Raw genomic sequence first — 18750 nt, forward strand, 5'->3', positions numbered from 1 at the left:
TGGATAGTCGTTGCTCTGTTGGTATGGAATGGGCTTACGCTGGCTAGGATAACGGGAGATCAGAATACCGGTGGAGTCGTGGAGGAGATAAAGACCAGCGCTTCGTCTCCAATAGACGTAATCTTGTGAGGGGCAGAACCATCGTAATAGATGCTATCCCCTTGTTCGACGATATATTTATCCTCTCCTATCTGGATCTCCATCTTGCCTTGCAGGACAAAGATGCATTCCTCGCTCGGATGGCCCAGGGGCACATCACAGCTGACTGCCCCCGGCTCCAGCCTGGCCATGAAGACCTCCATCTTACGATTGAGGTCGGGGGAGAGGAGTTCATAAGTAAGGTGTGAATTAGGGAGAATCAGCTTGCGGCGTCGATCGCGTTTCACCACCGGGTTGGGCATGCCATCATCCATAAGGAAGTAGAAGATGGGGACGTCCAGGGCCGAGGCGATTCTCCGCAGTGATGTGATGCTGGGGCTAGTCAGGTCCCGTTCGATCTGGCTGATGAAACTGGCGGTGAGATTGGTGCGGTTAGCCAATTCACGCAAACTGATCCCCAATTCCATCCGTTTGGCGTGTAGTCTTTTGCCTATCAATTTGCTCTCTCTGCTGGTAAAAGCTATCCTACCCTGTTCCTGGTGGCAGTGTAACACGGACATCTCTATATTGTCAAGCAAGGGTTAACGATTTGGCTCAATATTATAGTATCATTGCATAAAGTAATAGGCCACTTGACCATGCGCCGAGGGCGGCTTAAAATGAAAGCAGGATTTCATGTCACGGAGCAAAAAATGCGCATAATTCTCTATACGGGTAAGGGTGGGGTTGGGAAGACGACTGTAGCCGCGGCTACCGCCCTGTGCTGCGCAGAGATGGGCTATCGGACGATTGTTCTCAGCACCGATGCCGCTCACAGCCTGGCTGATTCGTTTGATATTCCTCTGGGAGCCGACCCTACGCCGATCATCCCCAACCTGTGGGGACAAGAGGTAAACATCTATCATGAAATCGAGGAACATTGGGGCACTATTCAGAGCTACCTGGCAACCCTTCTGGCTTGGCGTGGCTTAGAGGAGATCGTGGCCGAAGAGATGACGGTGCTGCCGGGAATGGAGGAGCTCTCCAGCCTACTACTCATTACCGATCATCACGACAGCGGACAATATGATGTCATCATCGTCGATTGTGCTCCCACCGGGGAGACGCTACGATTACTGACCTTCCCAGAGGTGGCTCGCTGGTGGCTGGAGAAGATCTTGCCTATACAGCGCCAGGCCTACAAGCTGATTCGCCCTGTGGTTCGCACTATTTCTGATATCCCCTTGCCTGCGGATGACGTCTTTGGGGCCATCGAGGATCTGTTCGGGAAACTGGATACGATGCGGTGTCTACTTATTGACCGTAATAAGTCTTCTATTCGCTTGGTTCTTAATGCGGAGAAGATGGTGATTAAGGAAGCACAGCGTACTTTCACCTATCTTAATCTCTACAGCTATCCCACCGACGCTATCATCTGTAACCGAGTCATCCCCCAGTCCGTTAGCGATGCCCACTTTGAGGACTGGAAGGATATTCAAGGAAGATATAGAAATCTTATAGAGGAGTCCTTTGCTCCTCTACCTATTCTCTCCGCGCCTCTGTTTCGGTCAGAGGTGCTTGGACAGCGGATGCTACATGATATGGCTTTAGCTCTCTTTGGTCACGATGACCCGAGTAAGATCTACTTTCAGGGTCAGACTCATACTGTTGAAAGAGTCGATGGGGGTTATATCTTACGCATCATCCTACCGTTTGTGACCAAAGAAGAGGTAGAGCTGACCCGTAGTGGCGACGAGTTGATCGCCAGAATCGGTAACCAGAAGCGTAACCTTACTTTGCCACGAGCCTTAATCAGCCTGGAGACGAAGGAGGCGAAGCTGGAGGACAACGTTCTTAAAGTCACTTTTGTGGATGGTAGTGCGAGGTGACACCTTTAGGGGGTGAGTGAAAATGGCTGCGGAAAAGGAGAGGGAGGAGCGGATCGAATACGAGATAGCTGAGCGAGTGGCCAAGCTCAGGGATAGGATGCGTGGCATTATACCAGAAGAAGCAAGGCGCCACCTGCGAGCGTCTCGTAAGGAATTCCTGCTCGCGCTGCGAAGCCTCATCGATAGCTGTATTGAGCACCTGGAAGAGGCTGAGGGTCAGAAAGGCAAGAAGGTAACCAAAGTAGAAGTACAGTAAGGAACGCCGCTGATAGGCGACGCTCGACCGCTCTTCAAGCGGGGGATGAATCTACGCTACTACCAGGTTAACCAAACGGCCTGGGACGTAAACGACGTTGGTCACCCGTCGGCCGTTAATGAAATTCTGTACCTTTTTGCTGCGCAGGGCTAGTTCCTTAGCCTCAGCTTCAGTTAATGAGACCAGTGCGCTTACCTTATCTCGTACCTTACCATTCACCTGGATGACGAGGACTATCATCTCCTCGGTGACAAAATCCTCATCCCATTTTGGCCAGGATTGCTGATGGATACTGTAGGGCAGGCCCAGCCGGGCCCAAAGCTCCTCCGTTAAATGCGGGGCAGTAGGCGCCAGCAACAGTAGAAGGGTTTCGATCGCCTTCGGCCAGGATGGGGAACGGACGACATCTGTGTTTTGGGCCTTGACTAAGTAATTGGTAAATTCCATCAGGGTGGATAACATCGTATTGTAGCGGAATTTTTCTATATCCTCACTAACCCGCTTGATCTTCTTATGCGTCATCCGTTGTAATTCTCGTTCCGCCTCGGCGCAATAGAAAACGGGGTCGGCACTTCTTCGCTCAGATTGATGGAGTTCGTTCTGCACTAGGTTCCAAACCCGATTGAGGAAGCGATAGATTCCATTAATGCCCTCATCGCTCCACTCCCCACCCTGATCCCAGGGACCGATGAACATCAGGTAAGCGCGGACGGTATCGGAACCTAACTCGGCGACGAAGTTGTCCGGGGCGATAACATTACCTCTGGATTTCGACATCTTACGACTCTGGCAGATGATCAATCCTTGATTGAAGAGACGAGTGAAAGGCTCGTCAAAATCTACTAATCCTATATCTCGTAGGGCCTTAGTGAAAAATCTGGCATACAAAAGATGCATCGTGGCGTGTTCGACCCCACCGATATACTGATCGACAGGCATCCAATAGCGGACCTTCTCTGGATCAAAGGGTCCCTGCTGATACTTAGGACTGCAATAGCGTAGGAAATACCAGGAACTGCAAACGAAGGTATCCATAGTATCCGTCTCGCGTTCGGCCGGGCCACCACAAGCCGGGCATACCGTTTCCACAAAGGAGCGGCTCAGTTTAAGTGGTGATTCACCGGTCGGGCGAAACTCGGCGTCAGCCGGCAGTAACACGGGTAACTGTTCCTCAGGCACAGGGACGATACCGCATTGGGGGCAGTAGATGATTGGGATCGGCGCGCCCCAGTAACGTTGGCGAGACACGAGCCAATCACGGAGGCGATAATTGACCCTACGCTGGCCGCTTCCCTCCCGCTCTAGGTACTCGGCTATCCGCTCCTTACCCTCCGCTGAAGGTAGGCCATCGAATGGTCCGGAGTTGACCATGGTCCCTTCATCAATGAAGGCCTGGGCAAGCTCCTCTCCCTGCCAACCAGGTGGGGCGATAACCACTCTTATGGGCAAGTCAAACTGTTTGGCAAACTCGAAATCCCGTTGGTCGTGTCCGGGCACGCCCATGACTATGCCCGTGCCGTAGGTCAGAAGGACGTAGTCGGCGATCCAGATTGGCACTCGCTCCCCATTTACGGGGTTTAGGGCGTACGCCCCAATGAAGACGCCGGTCCTTTCCCTCTCCGTGGCTAAGCGCTCTATCTCCGACTCACGCCGCGCCAATTCCACATATTCTTCTACCGCCGCACGGCGATCAGGTGCTGTTAACTTACTCACAAGCGGATGCTCCGGAGCCAGCACCATGAAGGTTACCCCGTAAACAGTATCCGGACGGGTGGTGAATACTGGCATCTCCTGTCCGCTCTCGGCTTGGAACATGATCTCTACGCCAACGCTCTTGCCGATCCAGTTCTTCTGCATAGTGCATACCCTCTCGGGCCAGTCGATCTTACTATGATCAAGCAGCTCCTCAGCGTAGGCCGTGATGCGGAAGAACCATTGCTCCAGGTCCCTTCGGGTAACGATGGAGTCGCAGCGCTCGCAACGGCCGTCGATCACCTGCTCATTGGCCAACACTGTGGCGCAGGAAGGACACCAGTTGGCCGGGGCCTTGGCCCTGTAAGCGAGACCGTGCTTATATAGTTGAAGGAAGAACCATTGTGTCCACTTATAGTAATCGGGCAGGCACGTAGCTACTTCCCGGCTCCAGTCGTACATCGCCCCCATATTTTTTAATTGGCGGCGCATATTCTCAATATTACGCGTCGTCCAAATGTAAGGATGAATGCCGCTTCTAATAGCCGCATTCTCAGCTGGTAGTCCGAAGGCGTCGAAACCTATAGGCTCCATTACGTTGTAGCCCTGCATACGCTTGTGACGAGCGTGCGTATCGGCCGGTGCGAAATGATACCAGTGACCAATATGGATATCACCGGAGGTGTAAGGAAACATATTTAAGGCATACCATTTTGCCCTATCGTTCGTCTCGGTTACCTCGTAGAGTTTATCAGCCTCCCATCTGGCCTGCCATTTCCCCTCGACCTTTGCTGGCTCATACTTAGCCCTCACGGTTTTAACCCTCCTTAATGCCTTCAGAAAGATTAAACAAAAGACCCTTCGTCTACAGCTCAGGGACGAAGGGTTGCTCCGCGGTACCACCCTGTTTGATGAGTATTAGCCTGGACCTGCTTTTTCCGCTAGCCAAAGATCACTATCTACAGGCCCGCTCTCATCCACTCAAGCGTATTAACGGTGGCCCTTCCGGCAACGGCTACGCAAGTTTCCCCTTCGCCGCTGCTGCTCCCAGGCGAGTTCGGCCATTGGTTTGTCACGCTTCCACCGCAACGTGACTCTCTGAAGGGTATTAGCCTACTACTCCTGTTCAACGCATTTATCTTGTTCACTTGGGCTCAATTTTAACCAAAATTCGTCTTGATTGCAAGGGCCAAATGGCTCTCTGGGGCAGTGCAGCTTGACAGATTCCTCCTTGGTTGTTATAATTAATTCAGATTATCAGACAATATGATAATAGGATGGAACGATATGTTGAAAGAGGTTCAAACAATCAGTGCCACACAGGCCATTGTGGAACAGCTGATATCCCTGATCAAGAGCGGCTACCTCAAGCCGGGTAGCAAGCTGCCCTCGGAGGATGAGCTGGGGAAGATGCTGGGGGTGGGTAGGTCTAGCGTCAGGGAGGCTAAGCGCACCCTGATGGCCATGAGACTGATAGAGGCTCGTCCTGGTCGAGGCTCTATCGTGAAAGAGATCAGTCCGGAAGCCGTTGTGGACGTGGATGTACTGCACCTGCTCTTGGCTGACGAGACAGCCATCGCCCTTCACGAAGCAAGAGAACTGCTGGAGATTCAGATCGCCGGCCTGGCTGCTCAGCGCGCCATACCGGAGGACTTTATAGCTATGGAGAAGGCACTGGAGGATATGGATTGGGCCGCAAAGACCAGCCATAGTGTCTACGACCCAGGGATGGCCTTCCACCTCGCCCTGACTAAGGCAGCTCATAACGCCGTTCTGGTTAAGCTCTATCGCCCAATAATGAGCCTGCTGCAGGCGCATCAAAGGCCAGCATATGAACGCTATAGCGACCCTCAGGTGGAGGTTAAGGCTCATTGGGAGATCTATGAAAGCATCCGCAGCCGGGATGCGGAGAAGGCTAAGCGGGTGATGTACAGTCATCTGCAGTATGTACGCAGCCTGGCCGCCAGGGAAATTGCTTAGGATGGTACCAATGACGCATAGGGTAATATAAGTGAAAGGGGCATAATCGTCTATGAGGAAACACCTTTATGCTCAGATGACTTGGGAGGAGGTCAATGAGGCGGTACGGGAAGGGCGGGTAGTGGTGATCCCCGTGGCGGCCATCGAACAGCACGGTCCTCACCTGCCCATCGACATGGACAACCTCGCTACGTTATCTGTATGTGAAAAAGCAGCCAAAAGATCACCAGGTGTGCTTATTTGTGCTCCGCCAATACACTATGGCTTCAATGAGCACAATATGGACTTTCCCGGTACAATCACGGTTAAACCTGAGAACTTCATCAACTACCTTTTTGACGTGGGCGAGAGCTTCGCCCGGCAGGGATTCGAACGGATAATCTGGGTGAATGGTCACGGGAGTAATAGCCCCCTTTGTCAGGTAGTGGCCCGCAGGGTAACTAATGAAACATCTGCTCTCTCTGCGGCGGTGAACTATTTTGACCTGTTCAGAGAGGTTGGTGAAAAGATCAGGGAGTCCAAATTGGGTGGTGTGGCGCACGCCTGCGAGTTTGAAACCTCTTTGTATATGTACCTTTGTCCTGAACTGGTCAAAAGAGACAAAATAAAGGACGAGCCTGCCCCCGATCAATCGCCGTGGATAGTTCATGACCTGTTAGGTTGGGGCCCCGTCCATTTTATGCCGTTCTGGAGCCAGAGGTCGAGATGGGGTGTCGAAGGGATGCCAACCCTAGCCACCGCCGAGAAGGGGAAAACGCTGTTTGAAGCCGCTGTGGATAACTTGATCGCCTTCGCCAAATACTTTAAGGATATGGATTTGACTCCACGCCAAAGACACATCATTAAGAGGAATCGGGGGTGACCAAATAGGTTAGTCATTTCTCGTTGTCTTTGAGTAGTGCTCTGAGTTGCCCTATATGAGAAGTGAAATGACAAGCAGAGAGGAAAAACTATTTGCGCCAGGGGATCTGCAAGTGCTGGTCGACCGGGTACCTCGAGTGCAACTGGCCAATCTCCCCACCCCTTTACACGACTGTCCACGATTATCCGAGACGTTAGGCGGTCCCCGTATCCTCTTTAAGCGTGACGATCTAACTGGGCTGGCCCTTGGGGGAAATAAGGTACGCCAACTGGAGTTCATCATGGCCGATGCGCTGGCCAAGGGGAGTGAGATGGTCATCGTCGGCGCCGGCTCTCAGTCGAATCTCTGCTGCTTGACCGCGGCCGCTGCCTGTAAACTGGGGATGAGAGCCATCTTAGTGCTGATGCGAGACGACAAGAGTCAAGACATAGAGGGTAATCTTCTGCTAGACGGCCTCTTCGGAGCAGAGGTGAGATTCGTCGATACGGCGGATTTTTATCAATTGCCAACGTTCTATGAGGCGGTGGCTGTCGAATGCCGCCAGAGAGGCCAAAAGTCATACATTATTAATCCCTGGTCTTTCGCCGGGACGCTGGCCACGGTAGGTTACGTGAACTTCGTATTGGAATTTTGTCAACAATTAGACGAAATGAAATTAAGCGTCGATCACATATTTACGGCGGCGACAGATGCGACACCAGCTGGGCTGGCCCTGGGGACTAAATTGCTCAACCCTGGCTTTCGGGTGGTAGGTATATCCCCGGCCCATTTGAAGGAGAGGGCGACCTCCCGCATCGCCCGCATTGCCAGCGATACGGCCAAATTTTTAGGAATCGATCTGGTCATAGCTCCGGATGAAATCACAAACTATGAGGACTATGTGGGAGAGGGCTATGGGGTTATGACTAGAGAGTGTCGAGAAGCTATCAGCCTCGTGGCTGAGACCGAGGGGATCCTACTGGACCCGGTGTACACCGGTAAGGCCATGGCTGGCCTGATCGATCACATTCGGAGAGGTAAAATTGGACGGGGGGAGACGGTGACATTTCTTCACACTGGTGGAACACCGCTCCTGTTCGCCTATCGTATGGAATTGACCCCGCATCTCGTTAAAGGTGGAATGTCAGCCCAGTGAAAGGTCCGGTTGCGATGTACGATCTTCTTCTAAAAGGTGGCCGAGTAATTGATCCCAGCCAGTCCATCGATGATTATCAGGATATAGCGGTAACTGGTGGACAGATAGCCAAGATAGATAAAGACATTCCTGTATCCCAATCTTTAAGAACGATCGATGTATCTGGGAAAATAGTGACACCAGGGCTAATAGACCTTCATACTCATGTATATTGGGGTGTATCCGACACGGCAGTTGAGGCGGATCCAGCATGTTTGGCCAAAGGGGTAACTACCGCTGTTGACGCCGGAACGGCGGGAGCGATTAATTTCCCCGGTCTTAAGCGGTATGTGGTAGAAAGATCCCAAACCAGGATTCTATGCTTCCTCAATATCGCCCCCACTGGCCTTCCGACCTTTTATCCCAGCGATCTGTATGGCAGCCTGCAATACGCTGATGTCGTCAGCCCGATTCGCTTAGCTCAGGAGAATCGAGACGTCATCATTGGCATCAAGGTCCTCTTGAGTCAACATTATGTTTGGAACAAGGGATTACAACCGTTATGGCTGGCACGCTTCGTGGCTGACAAGGCTCAATGCCCCTTGATGATCCATATCGGCAATACGCCGACGCCATTGACGGAGTTCCTTGGACTGATGCGTCCAGGGGACATCTTGACTCACTGCTTCACCGGCCTAGCCAACGGTATACTTGATTATGCTGGTAAGGTTATCCCGGCCATACAAGAGGCGCTGGACCGAGGGGTGATCCTGGATGTCGGGCATGGTTCTGGAAGCTTTAGCTTCAATGTGGCCAAGCTAGCCCTCGCTCAAGGCCTCAGACCGACGATCAGCACCGACTTACAGAGCCTTAGCATCAAGGGTCCAGTTTACGACCTTCCCACCACTATGTCGAAATTTATAGCCTTGGGGCTCTCATTGCCAGAAGTGGTGAAGGCTACCACCATAGATGCAGCCAAGGCCATTGGTTGGGGGAAAGAGTTGGGCAGCCTGCGCATCGGTGCAGTGGGTGACATAGCGGTGTTCGATATGCTGGAAGGGGAGTTTGAGTTCCGCGATGCCCACAACAACTCAATGATTGGACAACGAAGATTAGAGCCGATACTGACAGTGCGGGATGGTAAGGTGTTCGAAGGCAACAAGGCCATATAGGGGGCGATAGGTGCTCTTGTCCGTATGGATTGGCCCGGGAAGCCTAACAGGGTGAAGGATCTGGTACAGATGGAAACAGCCAAACAGTATACGGCGTTATTTAACCCTTTGGGTGAAAAGGATATACGGAGAATCCACGACGATTCCGTCGATGTCCTCAAACGGGTGGGGTTATGGATCGAAGACGGTGAGGCTCGCCATATTCTGAGAGAGGCCGGGGCTGATGTTGACGAAACAACATGGGTAGCCAGATTACCAGAAGCCATGATTATAGACGCTCTTCAAGCAGTCCCGCACGAGGTCAAGCTCTGTGACATAGCCGGGAATACTCTAGATCTTACAGGGGGGAGAAATTACTTCGGAACCTGTGCAAATGTACCGTATGTTTGGCAGCCAGATACAGGTGAAACAAGGAGGGCAACTAGGCAGGATGTGGCCGACCTCGTTCGTCTGGCCGATGCCCTCTCTAGCATTAGGATAATAGCTACCCCTGTCCATGCCAGTGATGTTCCCGAACAATTGTCTGCCCTATATGAATATGAAGCCTTGCTTCTGAACACTGCTAAGCACTGGTTGGCTGCCCCGCAGACCTGTGACGAAGCGAAGATATGTGTGGAATTGGCCGAAGTTATATGTGGTGATGGAGGTCTAGCTACGAATCCGATCCTGAGTATGGCTATTTCTACGACGAGCCCCCTGCGATTTGATCAAGAGAGTGCGAGGATGCTCGCCCTCATCGCCGAGAGGAATATCCCCTTTATCACCCTCCCGGTGCCGATGGCCGGCGGAACCTCTCCCCTCACCCTGGCGGGCACACTCCTTATCCAAAATGCGGAATTCCTCTTCTCCCTGACACTGTCACAGATCATGAACAAGGGGACCCCAGTAATATATGGAGCTGTCTCATCCATCATGGATATGAGGACGGGCAACATCTCCAGGGGAGGCGCGGAGTATGCCCTACTGGCATGCGCAACCTCTCAACTAGCCAGATTCTATGGCCTCCCCTCGTATGGGGTTCACGCTATGACCGAGTCAGCGGAGCTCGATGGCTATAACGGAGGCCAGAAAATGTTTTGTATCTTCAGCGGCTTAGCCAGCGGAGCAAATATATCTATTGGGGCTGGTCAACTTGCTTCGGCAAAGGTGGCCTCAGGCGAACAACTAATACTCGACAACGAATTCTACAACGTGGCTAGCCGCTTCTTGAAGGGGATAGCAGTAGATGAGGAAACATTAGCTTTAACGACTATTGAGAAAGTTGGGCATGGCGGGCATTATCTGGCGGAAGAGCATACCTTGAAATGGTTGAGGAGTGGAGAGCACTATTATTCCCAATTGTTTTTCCCAGCTGCCTGGGAAAAAGAGGGCAAACAAATGATCGCTGCGGCAGGTGAAAAAGTAAAAGAGATATTGCGAGAACACGTGCCCGCCGTACCGGAACGTATAGTAGAAAGGGTCAAGGGGTATGTCCAGGGAAGGCTGGGGGAAAGAAGGGGGTGAGATATCAAGACATAGAGGCTAATTTGCGATCGGACGGATGTCTTCTGGGTGTAGTGTATGGGTTTAGAATGTAGAGGTTTAGAAAAGGAGATTAGACAATGGATCGGCAAGTGTTAGATAGCATCGATAAGTTGTCGAAAAAGAAGATTGACCGCCGAACGCTTCTCAAGCTAAGCGCTGGTGCAGTGGGTGCACTAGCTCTCGATTCACTACTCGCCAGCTGCGTCCCGGCACCATCACCAACACCAGTTCCACCGACGCCGACTAAAGTCGTCGTGGCGACTCCGACGCCTGCGCCACCGAAGCCGACTCCCACAGCCACCCCATTTGTAGATACAGGCCCACTGGCCAAGGTTGGGCTTATCCTTGACCCAAATCCGCCGGGGGTAGTGCCCAAGCGAGGTGGGACTATCGTTGGTGCTCAAACGGGTGATTACACCGACTTCGACCCCTTTGAGACTGGCGCTATACGGTTCCCCTTCCATCATAACGTGTACACTCCGCTATTCTACTATGACAAGGATCTGAAGGTGATCCCAGCCTTGGCGGAGAGCTACAAGTTGAGCGATGACAAGCTCACCTTGACGGTGAAACTGCGGGGGGGAGTCAAGTGGCACAACGGTCGAGAGTTTGTAGCTGATGATGTGGTCTTCAACATAGAGCGGGGCATGAGCAAGGAGACGGGCCGCTCTGTATACCCCCAGACCCTGACTATGAAGGGCGCCAGGGCCGTAGACAAATATACCGTTGAAATCCTTTACAAGGAACCAACGGCCAATCTGTTCGACGTCTTGACCTTCATGGGCATGGTGGCGAAGGAGGCTGTCGCAGAGATTAAGTCGAAGGCGGTTGGCACCGGCCCCTTTAAGCTTGAGAAGTGGATTCCGGGTCAGGAGTCGCTATTCGTCAGGAACGAGAACTATTGGGAACCTGGCCTACCCTGTGTGGACGCCTTCCGCATCAGATCCTTCAAGGATATTCCCTCCATGGTTCTTAGTTTGGAGGCGGGTGAGCTGGATGTAGTCAGGTCACTGCCCTACAGTGATGCTCCACGGATAGATAAGAAGCCTGGCTTTAAGGTGTTTCGGCCGGTAGATCTCTTCTTCTTTAATGTGTATATACACACAAAGAAGAAACCCTTCGATAATAAGAAGGTTCGGCAGGCTATGGCCTGGTCGATCGATCGCCAAACCATCGTGGACAAGGTTCTATCTGGATGGAGTGAGCCAGCCTGTACACCCTACCCTAAGACCTCTTGGGCCCACGATCCAGTATTGAACCGCCACTACGGCTTTGACCTGGACCGGGCCAGGGCATTGCTGAAGGAAGCCGGTTATGATAAGGGCTTCGAATTCACCGCTATCGGCTCGCCTATCTTCGCTGAGTTCACGCAAAACGCATTGATTTGGCAATCTGACCTGGCCAAGATCGGGGTTAAGCTAAATCTCCAGGAGGTTGCCTCCGCCGAATACTACGACAGACTATTCGCGGGCAACTTCGAGGTCATGATGAGCTCCTCGGGCCGTGGCCATAAGGATCCTGCCTATCCACTCGCCATACAGCCTGCCTATCGCACTGGGGGCAACATGCTCGGCTGGCAATCTGATGAGTATGAGCGCCTGCTTCGGGAGGGCACAAGGGAGTTCGACCAAGCCAAGCGCAAGGAAGTCTATAAGAAGATACAGGAGATCTTGCTGGACGAGGCTTTCGAGATCATCATTGCCCGTGCGGTCATGCTCTACGGCGTCCGCACATCCAACCTGCACGATTTCCGCAACGACGTCGATACTTATTGGATGTTCCATAGGTCATGGCTGGGGTAGTAGATTAGGCATAGGTACTCGGTGGCCTTTGTTATGACGTGAGGGCTATTTTGAGGGGGTGCTCTAGCCATGTAGCTATCCGCTTACTTGCCTACAGCATGCTCTGGCTCAGATAGCCCTCAGCTTTTTAGGCAGCGAGTTATACGGGTCGTCTTCCATTGAGTGAAATGGCCTGTGTGATGATGCTATGATAAAGATATGGGCCACAGGGACAAGAAGAATGACGTCTAAGGAACGAGTGACAGCGACCTTGAGCCACCAAGAGCCAGATCGTGTGCCGACCTGGGAGTGGTTTTGGCCCCAGTTTGAGGAAAAATGGCGAAGAGAAAAGGGCTTTTCCCCAAATATAGATATTTATCGATACTATGAGATCGATGTCAGATTTCTTTCGCCTGATATAGACCCACGCATCGGTGGTGAGGTACTATTGGAGAAGACCTCCGCCTTTGAAATCATCCGAGATGGCTGGGGGATTGTACAAAGAAGGCTCTTCGATAGTTATTCTCCACCACAAATGCAGGATTTCCCAATCAAAGATGAGCAGGATCTTGAAGCCTTCCATTTTGACCCTCCCCGTGATTTAAGAAGGTACCACTCATGTATTCAACAGGTGGCGCGTGAAAAGGACAGCTTCGCTTTCTTTGGGCGAATTCTGGGGCCATACCGGACCCACTGGCAGATGCGCGGTCCTCTGCAAAGTTTCTTTGACATGGTTGAGAAACCTGAGTTCGTTGAACGGATAGTTACGAAGTCAATGGCTTTTATGACGGCGGCCGGCGTTGCCCAATTGCAAATGATCGGCGACCTATTGGGGGTCTGGATCTTTGACGATGTAGCCTACAATAATGGTATGCTATTCTCCCCTGAGCTATACCGGCAACTATATTTCCCTTCTCTCCGAATGATGTGCCAGGTGTTGAAGAAAAACGGGGCCAAGTTTATCGTCCATCACTCCGATGGTGATTTCAGAGCGATCATCCCCATGCTAATCGAGGCGGGCGTCGATGCTATTCAACCATTAGAGGTCCGAGCAGGGATGGATGTGCTTGAACTTAAAGATATGTACGGGGATAAATTGTCCTTTATTGGCAATATTGATAACACCGGGACTTTGAGAGTGGGCTCAAGGGAGGATATCAGAAAAGAGGTTATCCACAAACTGCATGCAGCAAGGGGCGGGGGCTACATTATTGGCTCTTCTCATTCGGTGGGAGTAGATGTACCCATCGCTAACTATGAGTACTTTCGAGAGATCGTGAGAGAATTAGGCGATTACCCTTTAGACCTACCTGAGGTTGTTTAGACCGAGATGACGATCTATATAATTCGGCGGCTACTCCAAGCTGTTCCGGTACTTTTCCTGTCCTCTGTGGTCGTATTCCTTATTATCCATCTCATTCCAGGGGATCCGGCCGTAATTATGCTGGGCTTTGAAGCAACGCCGGAACGGGTAGAGGCCCTGCGCACGCAGATGGGATTAAATAAGTCTTTAGCTGAGCAATATCTGATCTGGCTCAGTCACGTTATCCGCGGCGACCTAGGGCTCTCTTATATCAACGATTTCCCTGTTTTGGACCTAATACTTTTCAAGGCCCCAGCGACGGTCGAGCTGGCGCTCGCCGCCATCGCCGTCACATTGATCATCTCTTTCCCCGGAGGGATCCTCTGCGCTCTAAAGCACCGCTCCTGGATCGACTACTTTGGCTCCAGCTTCACGGCCATATCATTGGCTGTGCCCACCTTCTGGCTTGGTGTCCTTCTAATACTGTTGTTCAGCATCAAATTGCACTGGCTACCTGCAACAGGACGTGCTGTCCTTCTGTCCGATCCCTGGGAGGCTATGCGCCATTTAGCTCTGCCTGCTATCACCTTAGGAGTGGCGCTTTCCGCGGTCTTAATGCGCTATGTAAGATCCAGCGTACTGGAGGTAGTCAACCAGGATTTCATCCGGACGGCTAGGGCGAAAGGGCTCCCGACGGCCTTGATCACTTACAGACATGTGCTGAAGAACGCTCTTATCCCTGTGGTAACAGCCTTTGGGCTTCAGTTCGGCACTCTCCTGGGCGGATCTGTAGTCACGGAAGCCGTGTTTGACTGGCCAGGGGTAGGTAATTTGATTCTCTACTCGATCATTCAAAAAGATTATACCGTTGTGCAGGGCGCTATACTCCTCTACCTTATTATCTTCATCTTCATCAATCTGATCACGGATATCATCTATGCCTTTCTTGATCCCCGCATTCGCTATGGATAAGTTCCATGGAATCGATATTCTTAGCCATCCTTTGGGCACGGTCAGAATTATGGCAACCTTCCCGAGTTGGCGGAGTCGATTAATTCATTTATTAAGTGCTCTTGCGCCGGTTTAGAAAGGTCAGTTATGAATTCCGTAAGAACCATTCTGTCTGATAGGGGATTCTTTCTCAAACACCGAATCCAAATTAGTGACAGCTCATGGTTCTTAACCCTGGGCCGGGTTGTGCAGGAGAGAACCGGCGCGATTGGAATGGTTATAATTTTGTCGATGTTGGCTGCGGCCATTCTTGCTCCACTGCTGGTACCTTATAATCCGCTAGAGCTACATATGGCTGAACGGCTTCAGTCACCTTCAGCGAAGTACCTCCTTGGAACTGATGAGTTTGGACGAGATATCCTCAGTCGAATCATTTATGGGATCAGGATATCCCTGGGTGTGGCTGTGAGCGCCGTAGTCATAGCCGTTTCCGTTGGTGTCCCAACTGGGCTCATTTCTGGCTACTTTGGGGGTATGGTCGATGCAGTGATCATGCGGCTCTGGGATTTTTTACTGGCCTTTCCGATCATCCTGCTAGGACTTACAATCATGGCTATTCTAGGCCCCAGCTCCTCTAATGTAGCTTTGGCCGTGGCCATCGTCAACATCCCCATCTTCTCTCGAGTAAGCAGGGCCAGCACACTGGCTGAGAGAGGGAAGCTATATGTGCAGGCCGCACAAGTGATCGGCGCAAGCAGTAATCATATTATGTTCAAGCACATCCTTCCCAATGCTACGCCCCCACTTTTGGTACAAGTGACGGTGTCTACAGCACAGGCTATCCTTCTGGAAGCGGCCTTTAGCTTTCTTGGCTTGGGAGCACAACCACCTGAGCCATCTCTCGGTACTATGCTGCAATACGCACGCATTCACCTTAATGCCAATCCGTGGTACGGTATCTTTCCCGGCGTAGCTATCACAACATTGATACTCGGGCTAAGTTTTCTGGCCGATTCGCTACGTGATGCTCTTGATCCCACGTTATTACGGAGGGCTAAATAGGTTGCGCATCTCCATATGTAGTTGTTTTATCCACTGCCTTAAGCTTGGCGAGGTAGATTTTCAGGGACAGAGATTCGTACCAATCGGGCTTGAGTTGGAAAAATTTTAGGCCATTTGAGCCCTGATTCACAGTCACCAAACTGTAATCACTGGGGAGGAGGGCTGATGGCTAGAGGAGGCTTATATCGAATGAATACACGTCGAGAAAAGGAAACGTTGGAGCAGTTGGTGAGGGAACATGAAAACTGGCGGCAGGCTTGTATTAACCTCATCGCTGCTGAAAATGTCATGAGTACCGAGGTTAAGCAGTTCTTATACTCTGACCTCGCACAGCGCTATGGGGACTACGTTGGTCGAGACCTCAGGGCGAGAAAATACTTTGGAAATCAATTTTTGATCGAGATAGAGCAGCTAGTCAATAATCTAGCCGGGGAGTTATTTGGAGCATCATGTGTAGAAACGCGTCCCCTGTCAGGTCACGTGGCGGGCAGCGCCGTAATCATGGGCCTTACACAGCCAGGTGATACAGTCCTGGAGCTGGGTCGGGAAGGTGGCGGCCATCGCTTAGCCGAAAAGCTGACAACTAGTCTGCTGGTTAGGTTAGACGTTCAGTTCTTGCCCTTTGACCCGACAACTTACAACATCGATATCACACGTACCATCACCCTTATCAGAGAAAGCAGGCCAAGGTTAATCATCCTGGGTTCCAGTAATTTCCTTTTCCCTCATCCGGTGCAGCAGATCGCTGAGGTGATACAGGAAATGGGGGACATAGTGTTGGCCTACGATGCCTCACACGTCTTCGGACTAATCGCTGGTAAAAGGTTCCAAGATCCACTAAGAGAAGGGGCCCATATCGTCTTTGGTAGCACGCACAAAACATTCCCCGGACCTCAAGGGGGAATGATTCTCTCAAATTCAGCCCCACTTATCGAGAGGGTTAGCGAGATGGTCTATCCCGGCTTAGTTACAAACCACCATATTGCTCGCTCCCCCAGCCTTGGTATGGCTCTATTGGAGATGATCACATGGGGGGAGAGCTATGCGGCTCAGACGATTAGCAATGCCCAAAGTCTGGCCAGGGAAATCCATAGGCGCGGGGTTAAGGTTGTTGGAGCACAGCTCGGTTATACGGCCTCACATACTATTCTCTTGCAGACAAGCCCCTTTGGAACGGCTAGGGAGGTCGGATCCCTGCTGGAAGAAGCAGGCATTATCGCTAATCCTACAGGGTTGCCAGAAGAGCTAGGGAGCGAAGGGGTGCGCTTAGGTGTGCAAGAGATTACCCGCCGTGGAGCGAAAGAGGAGGATATGCCGGATCTCGCCGAACTGATTACCGATGTCGTTATGCAAAAGAAAAAACCTGAAGAGGTGCGTCCTCGCTCTAAGCGATACGCTGAGCGATTTAAGGGGCTGCATTTCTCCTGGGACTCTCCGTCCTTGAAAGGGTCCTACTATGGCTCAGATTAATGAGTATATTTTGACTATTGATGTAGGGACAACAAATTGTAAATCTACTCTTTTCTCCCTTGAGGGGGGAATAGCTGATCAGTCCATTGATTCCTATCCAACCTATTATCCTGGACCGGGTCGGGTTGAACAGGATCCTGAGGAATGGTGGGCTGCTGTTATCAAGACGGTTAAAGAGTTAGTCCAGCGACAACGGTCAACCAATCTGAACCTGGCCGCCATAAGCGTGACTGGACAGATGCATGGTGTGGTTGCTTTAGGAAAGGATGACCAGGTTCTTGGCCCCTGTTTAACCCTCAGGGACCAGCGAAGTACCGTTGAAGTAGTCGAAATCCTAACCTCTTTAGAGGCAGAGAAAGTCTACCATCTTACCGGAGGGAGATTAGATCCTTCGGCTCCGATTGCCAAATTGCTTTGGCTGAAAAAGCATCATCCTTCCCTATTCGACCGAGTACAGGTCTTTTTGCCTCCCAAGGATTATATACGCTACCGGCTTAGCGGACGATTTGCAACGGATCCTATAGACGCATCCGGCATGCTGCTCTTTGATCTACATAGAGGCGATTGGGCTGCACCATTATTGATGGCCATCGGAATTCCCCTAGCGAAATTGCCGCCTATATCGTCTTCATCAGCCCTTGCTGGCAGACTGAACAGCGCCGTAGCTGCCCAATTGGGCCTGTCTGCGGGAGTGCCTGTCGTAGTGGGCGCCGGTGATGATGTTGTGGCCTTAGGTGCTGGCGTTATAGAGCCAGGTATGTGTCTGGAGCATCTGGGTACCACCGGATCCATAATGATCTGTACAGATCAAATCGTATTGGATCCCCAGATGAGGTTAGACGTGTACCCGCACGTTGAGACTGGACGATGGTTCCTTGGTGGTTCTACTAGTAATGCTGGTGGGGCTTTGGCTTGGGCTACAGAAATACTTTATGAAGATGAGTCAAGGCGTGAGCTAAATTTACCAGACAAGGCCTATCCCCAGGTTAATAACCCCTTAGTCTTCCTGCCCTATTTAAATGGAGAACGCTGCCCAATCTGGGATGCTAACGCCAGGGGTGTCTTCTTTGGTTTAAACCATAATCATACACGTAATGACTTGATACAGGCAGTTTTCGAGGGCATCGCTTTTTCCTTGAATCACATATTGGAAGCTATTCTGGATGCTGGCCTATCCCCTAAGGGTATAGTGGTAACAGGCACCTTTGCCAGGGATCCAGCGTGGGCGAGTCTACGGGCCAACGTATATGGTAAGGCTTTGCTGTTTCCACAGTCCAGCGAACCGACGGCATTAGGAGCCATGATCCTGGCTGGCGTCGGCATCGGCCTGTTTGCGAATGTGGCAGAAGGCGTGAGAAGAACCATCACTATCGAGAAATCGATTAATCCAAAGGGAGAGTTAATCGCCCCCTATATTCAATTATATAGCCTATATAAAGATATCTATCAGAGAAATCGACCTTTATTCCCTAAATTGGCCACAATGAGTTGTCCATAGGGGTTCTCCGCTCGCTTGCACGATTGCAGCTGCTTCTGGTAGTATTCTCTCCTGAAGGGGCATCTATTCTTCCGCCAGGGCCGATTCGAGAAGCCCTGGGGCGACTTGGGATAAAGCA

General features: G+C 51.5%; 15 protein-coding genes and 1 other annotated feature. Of the genes, 13 read left to right on the forward strand and 2 right to left on the reverse strand.

Going from position 1 to position 18750, the window contains the following annotated elements; genetic code table 11:
* Window positions 1-59 precede the first annotated feature (59 nt).
* The gene (locus M1136_10165; protein MCL5075994.1) at window positions 60-596 is read right to left on the reverse strand and encodes a cupin domain-containing protein; all 537 of its coding nucleotides are present in this window, start codon (window positions 594-596) and stop codon (window positions 60-62) included.
* Between the two features lie 195 nt (window positions 597-791).
* On the opposite strand from M1136_10165, the gene M1136_10170 reads away from it, so the two are divergent.
* Window positions 792-1967: an ArsA family ATPase gene (locus tag M1136_10170; GenBank protein ID MCL5075995.1), complete on the forward strand. Its 1176-nt coding sequence runs from the start codon at window positions 792-794 to the stop codon at window positions 1965-1967.
* Window positions 1968-1989: 22 nt separating this feature from the next.
* Window positions 1990-2223 carry a hypothetical protein gene (locus M1136_10175; GenBank protein ID MCL5075996.1) on the forward strand — a complete coding sequence of 78 codons (234 nt, stop codon included), beginning with the start codon at window positions 1990-1992 and terminating at the stop codon, window positions 2221-2223.
* 51 nt (window positions 2224-2274) lie between these two features.
* Here the strand turns inward: M1136_10175 and leuS are convergent, their stop codons facing one another.
* Entirely contained in the window at window positions 2275-4728 is a 2454-nt protein-coding gene (gene leuS / locus M1136_10180; protein ID MCL5075997.1) for a leucine--tRNA ligase, read from the reverse strand.
* Between the two features lie 58 nt (window positions 4729-4786).
* Window positions 4787-5054, reverse strand: a binding site (T-box leader).
* 148 nt (window positions 5055-5202) lie between these two features.
* Here leuS and M1136_10185 point away from each other — a divergent pair.
* The 11 genes from M1136_10185 to M1136_10235 all read left to right on the forward strand — a co-directional run bounded on the left by M1136_10185 (window position 5203) and on the right by M1136_10235 (window position 18632).
* On the forward strand, window positions 5203-5895 hold the full coding sequence (locus tag M1136_10185; protein ID MCL5075998.1) for a FadR family transcriptional regulator: 693 nt from the start codon (window positions 5203-5205) through the stop codon (window positions 5893-5895).
* A gap of 52 nt (window positions 5896-5947) precedes the next feature.
* Window positions 5948-6757: a creatininase family protein gene (locus M1136_10190; protein ID MCL5075999.1), complete on the forward strand. Its 810-nt coding sequence runs from the start codon at window positions 5948-5950 to the stop codon at window positions 6755-6757.
* Window positions 6758-6824: 67 nt separating this feature from the next.
* On the forward strand, window positions 6825-7892 hold the full coding sequence (locus M1136_10195) for a D-cysteine desulfhydrase family protein (protein ID MCL5076000.1): 1068 nt from the start codon (window positions 6825-6827) through the stop codon (window positions 7890-7892).
* Entirely contained in the window at window positions 7889-9043 is a 1155-nt protein-coding gene (locus M1136_10200) for an amidohydrolase/deacetylase family metallohydrolase (GenBank protein ID MCL5076001.1), read from the forward strand. The genes M1136_10195 and M1136_10200 overlap by 4 nt, the downstream gene beginning before the upstream one ends.
* Before the next feature lie 51 nt (window positions 9044-9094).
* The gene (locus M1136_10205; GenBank protein MCL5076002.1) at window positions 9095-10546 is read left to right on the forward strand and encodes a trimethylamine methyltransferase family protein; all 1452 of its coding nucleotides are present in this window, start codon (window positions 9095-9097) and stop codon (window positions 10544-10546) included.
* A gap of 98 nt (window positions 10547-10644) precedes the next feature.
* Complete coding sequence (locus M1136_10210; protein MCL5076003.1) at window positions 10645-12369, forward strand: ABC transporter substrate-binding protein; 1725 nt, start codon at window positions 10645-10647, stop codon at window positions 12367-12369.
* A 187-nt stretch (window positions 12370-12556) separates the two neighbouring features.
* Complete coding sequence (locus tag M1136_10215; protein ID MCL5076004.1) at window positions 12557-13672, forward strand: hypothetical protein; 1116 nt, start codon at window positions 12557-12559, stop codon at window positions 13670-13672.
* Window positions 13673-13678: 6 nt separating this feature from the next.
* On the forward strand, window positions 13679-14623 hold the full coding sequence (locus tag M1136_10220) for an ABC transporter permease (GenBank protein MCL5076005.1): 945 nt from the start codon (window positions 13679-13681) through the stop codon (window positions 14621-14623).
* A gap of 252 nt (window positions 14624-14875) precedes the next feature.
* Window positions 14876-15664: an ABC transporter permease gene (locus M1136_10225; protein ID MCL5076006.1), complete on the forward strand. Its 789-nt coding sequence runs from the start codon at window positions 14876-14878 to the stop codon at window positions 15662-15664.
* A gap of 189 nt (window positions 15665-15853) precedes the next feature.
* Window positions 15854-17134 (forward strand): glycine hydroxymethyltransferase, encoded by a 1281-nt coding sequence (locus M1136_10230; protein MCL5076007.1) that lies wholly within the window; start codon window positions 15854-15856, stop codon window positions 17132-17134.
* On the forward strand, window positions 17121-18632 hold the full coding sequence (locus M1136_10235; protein MCL5076008.1) for an FGGY family carbohydrate kinase: 1512 nt from the start codon (window positions 17121-17123) through the stop codon (window positions 18630-18632). The genes M1136_10230 and M1136_10235 overlap by 14 nt, the downstream gene beginning before the upstream one ends.
* The last annotated feature ends 118 nt before the right edge of the window (window positions 18633-18750 follow it).

Source organism: Chloroflexota bacterium (assembly GCA_023475225.1).
Taxonomy (GTDB): Bacteria; Chloroflexota; UBA6077; order FW602-bin22; family JAMCVK01; genus JAMCVK01.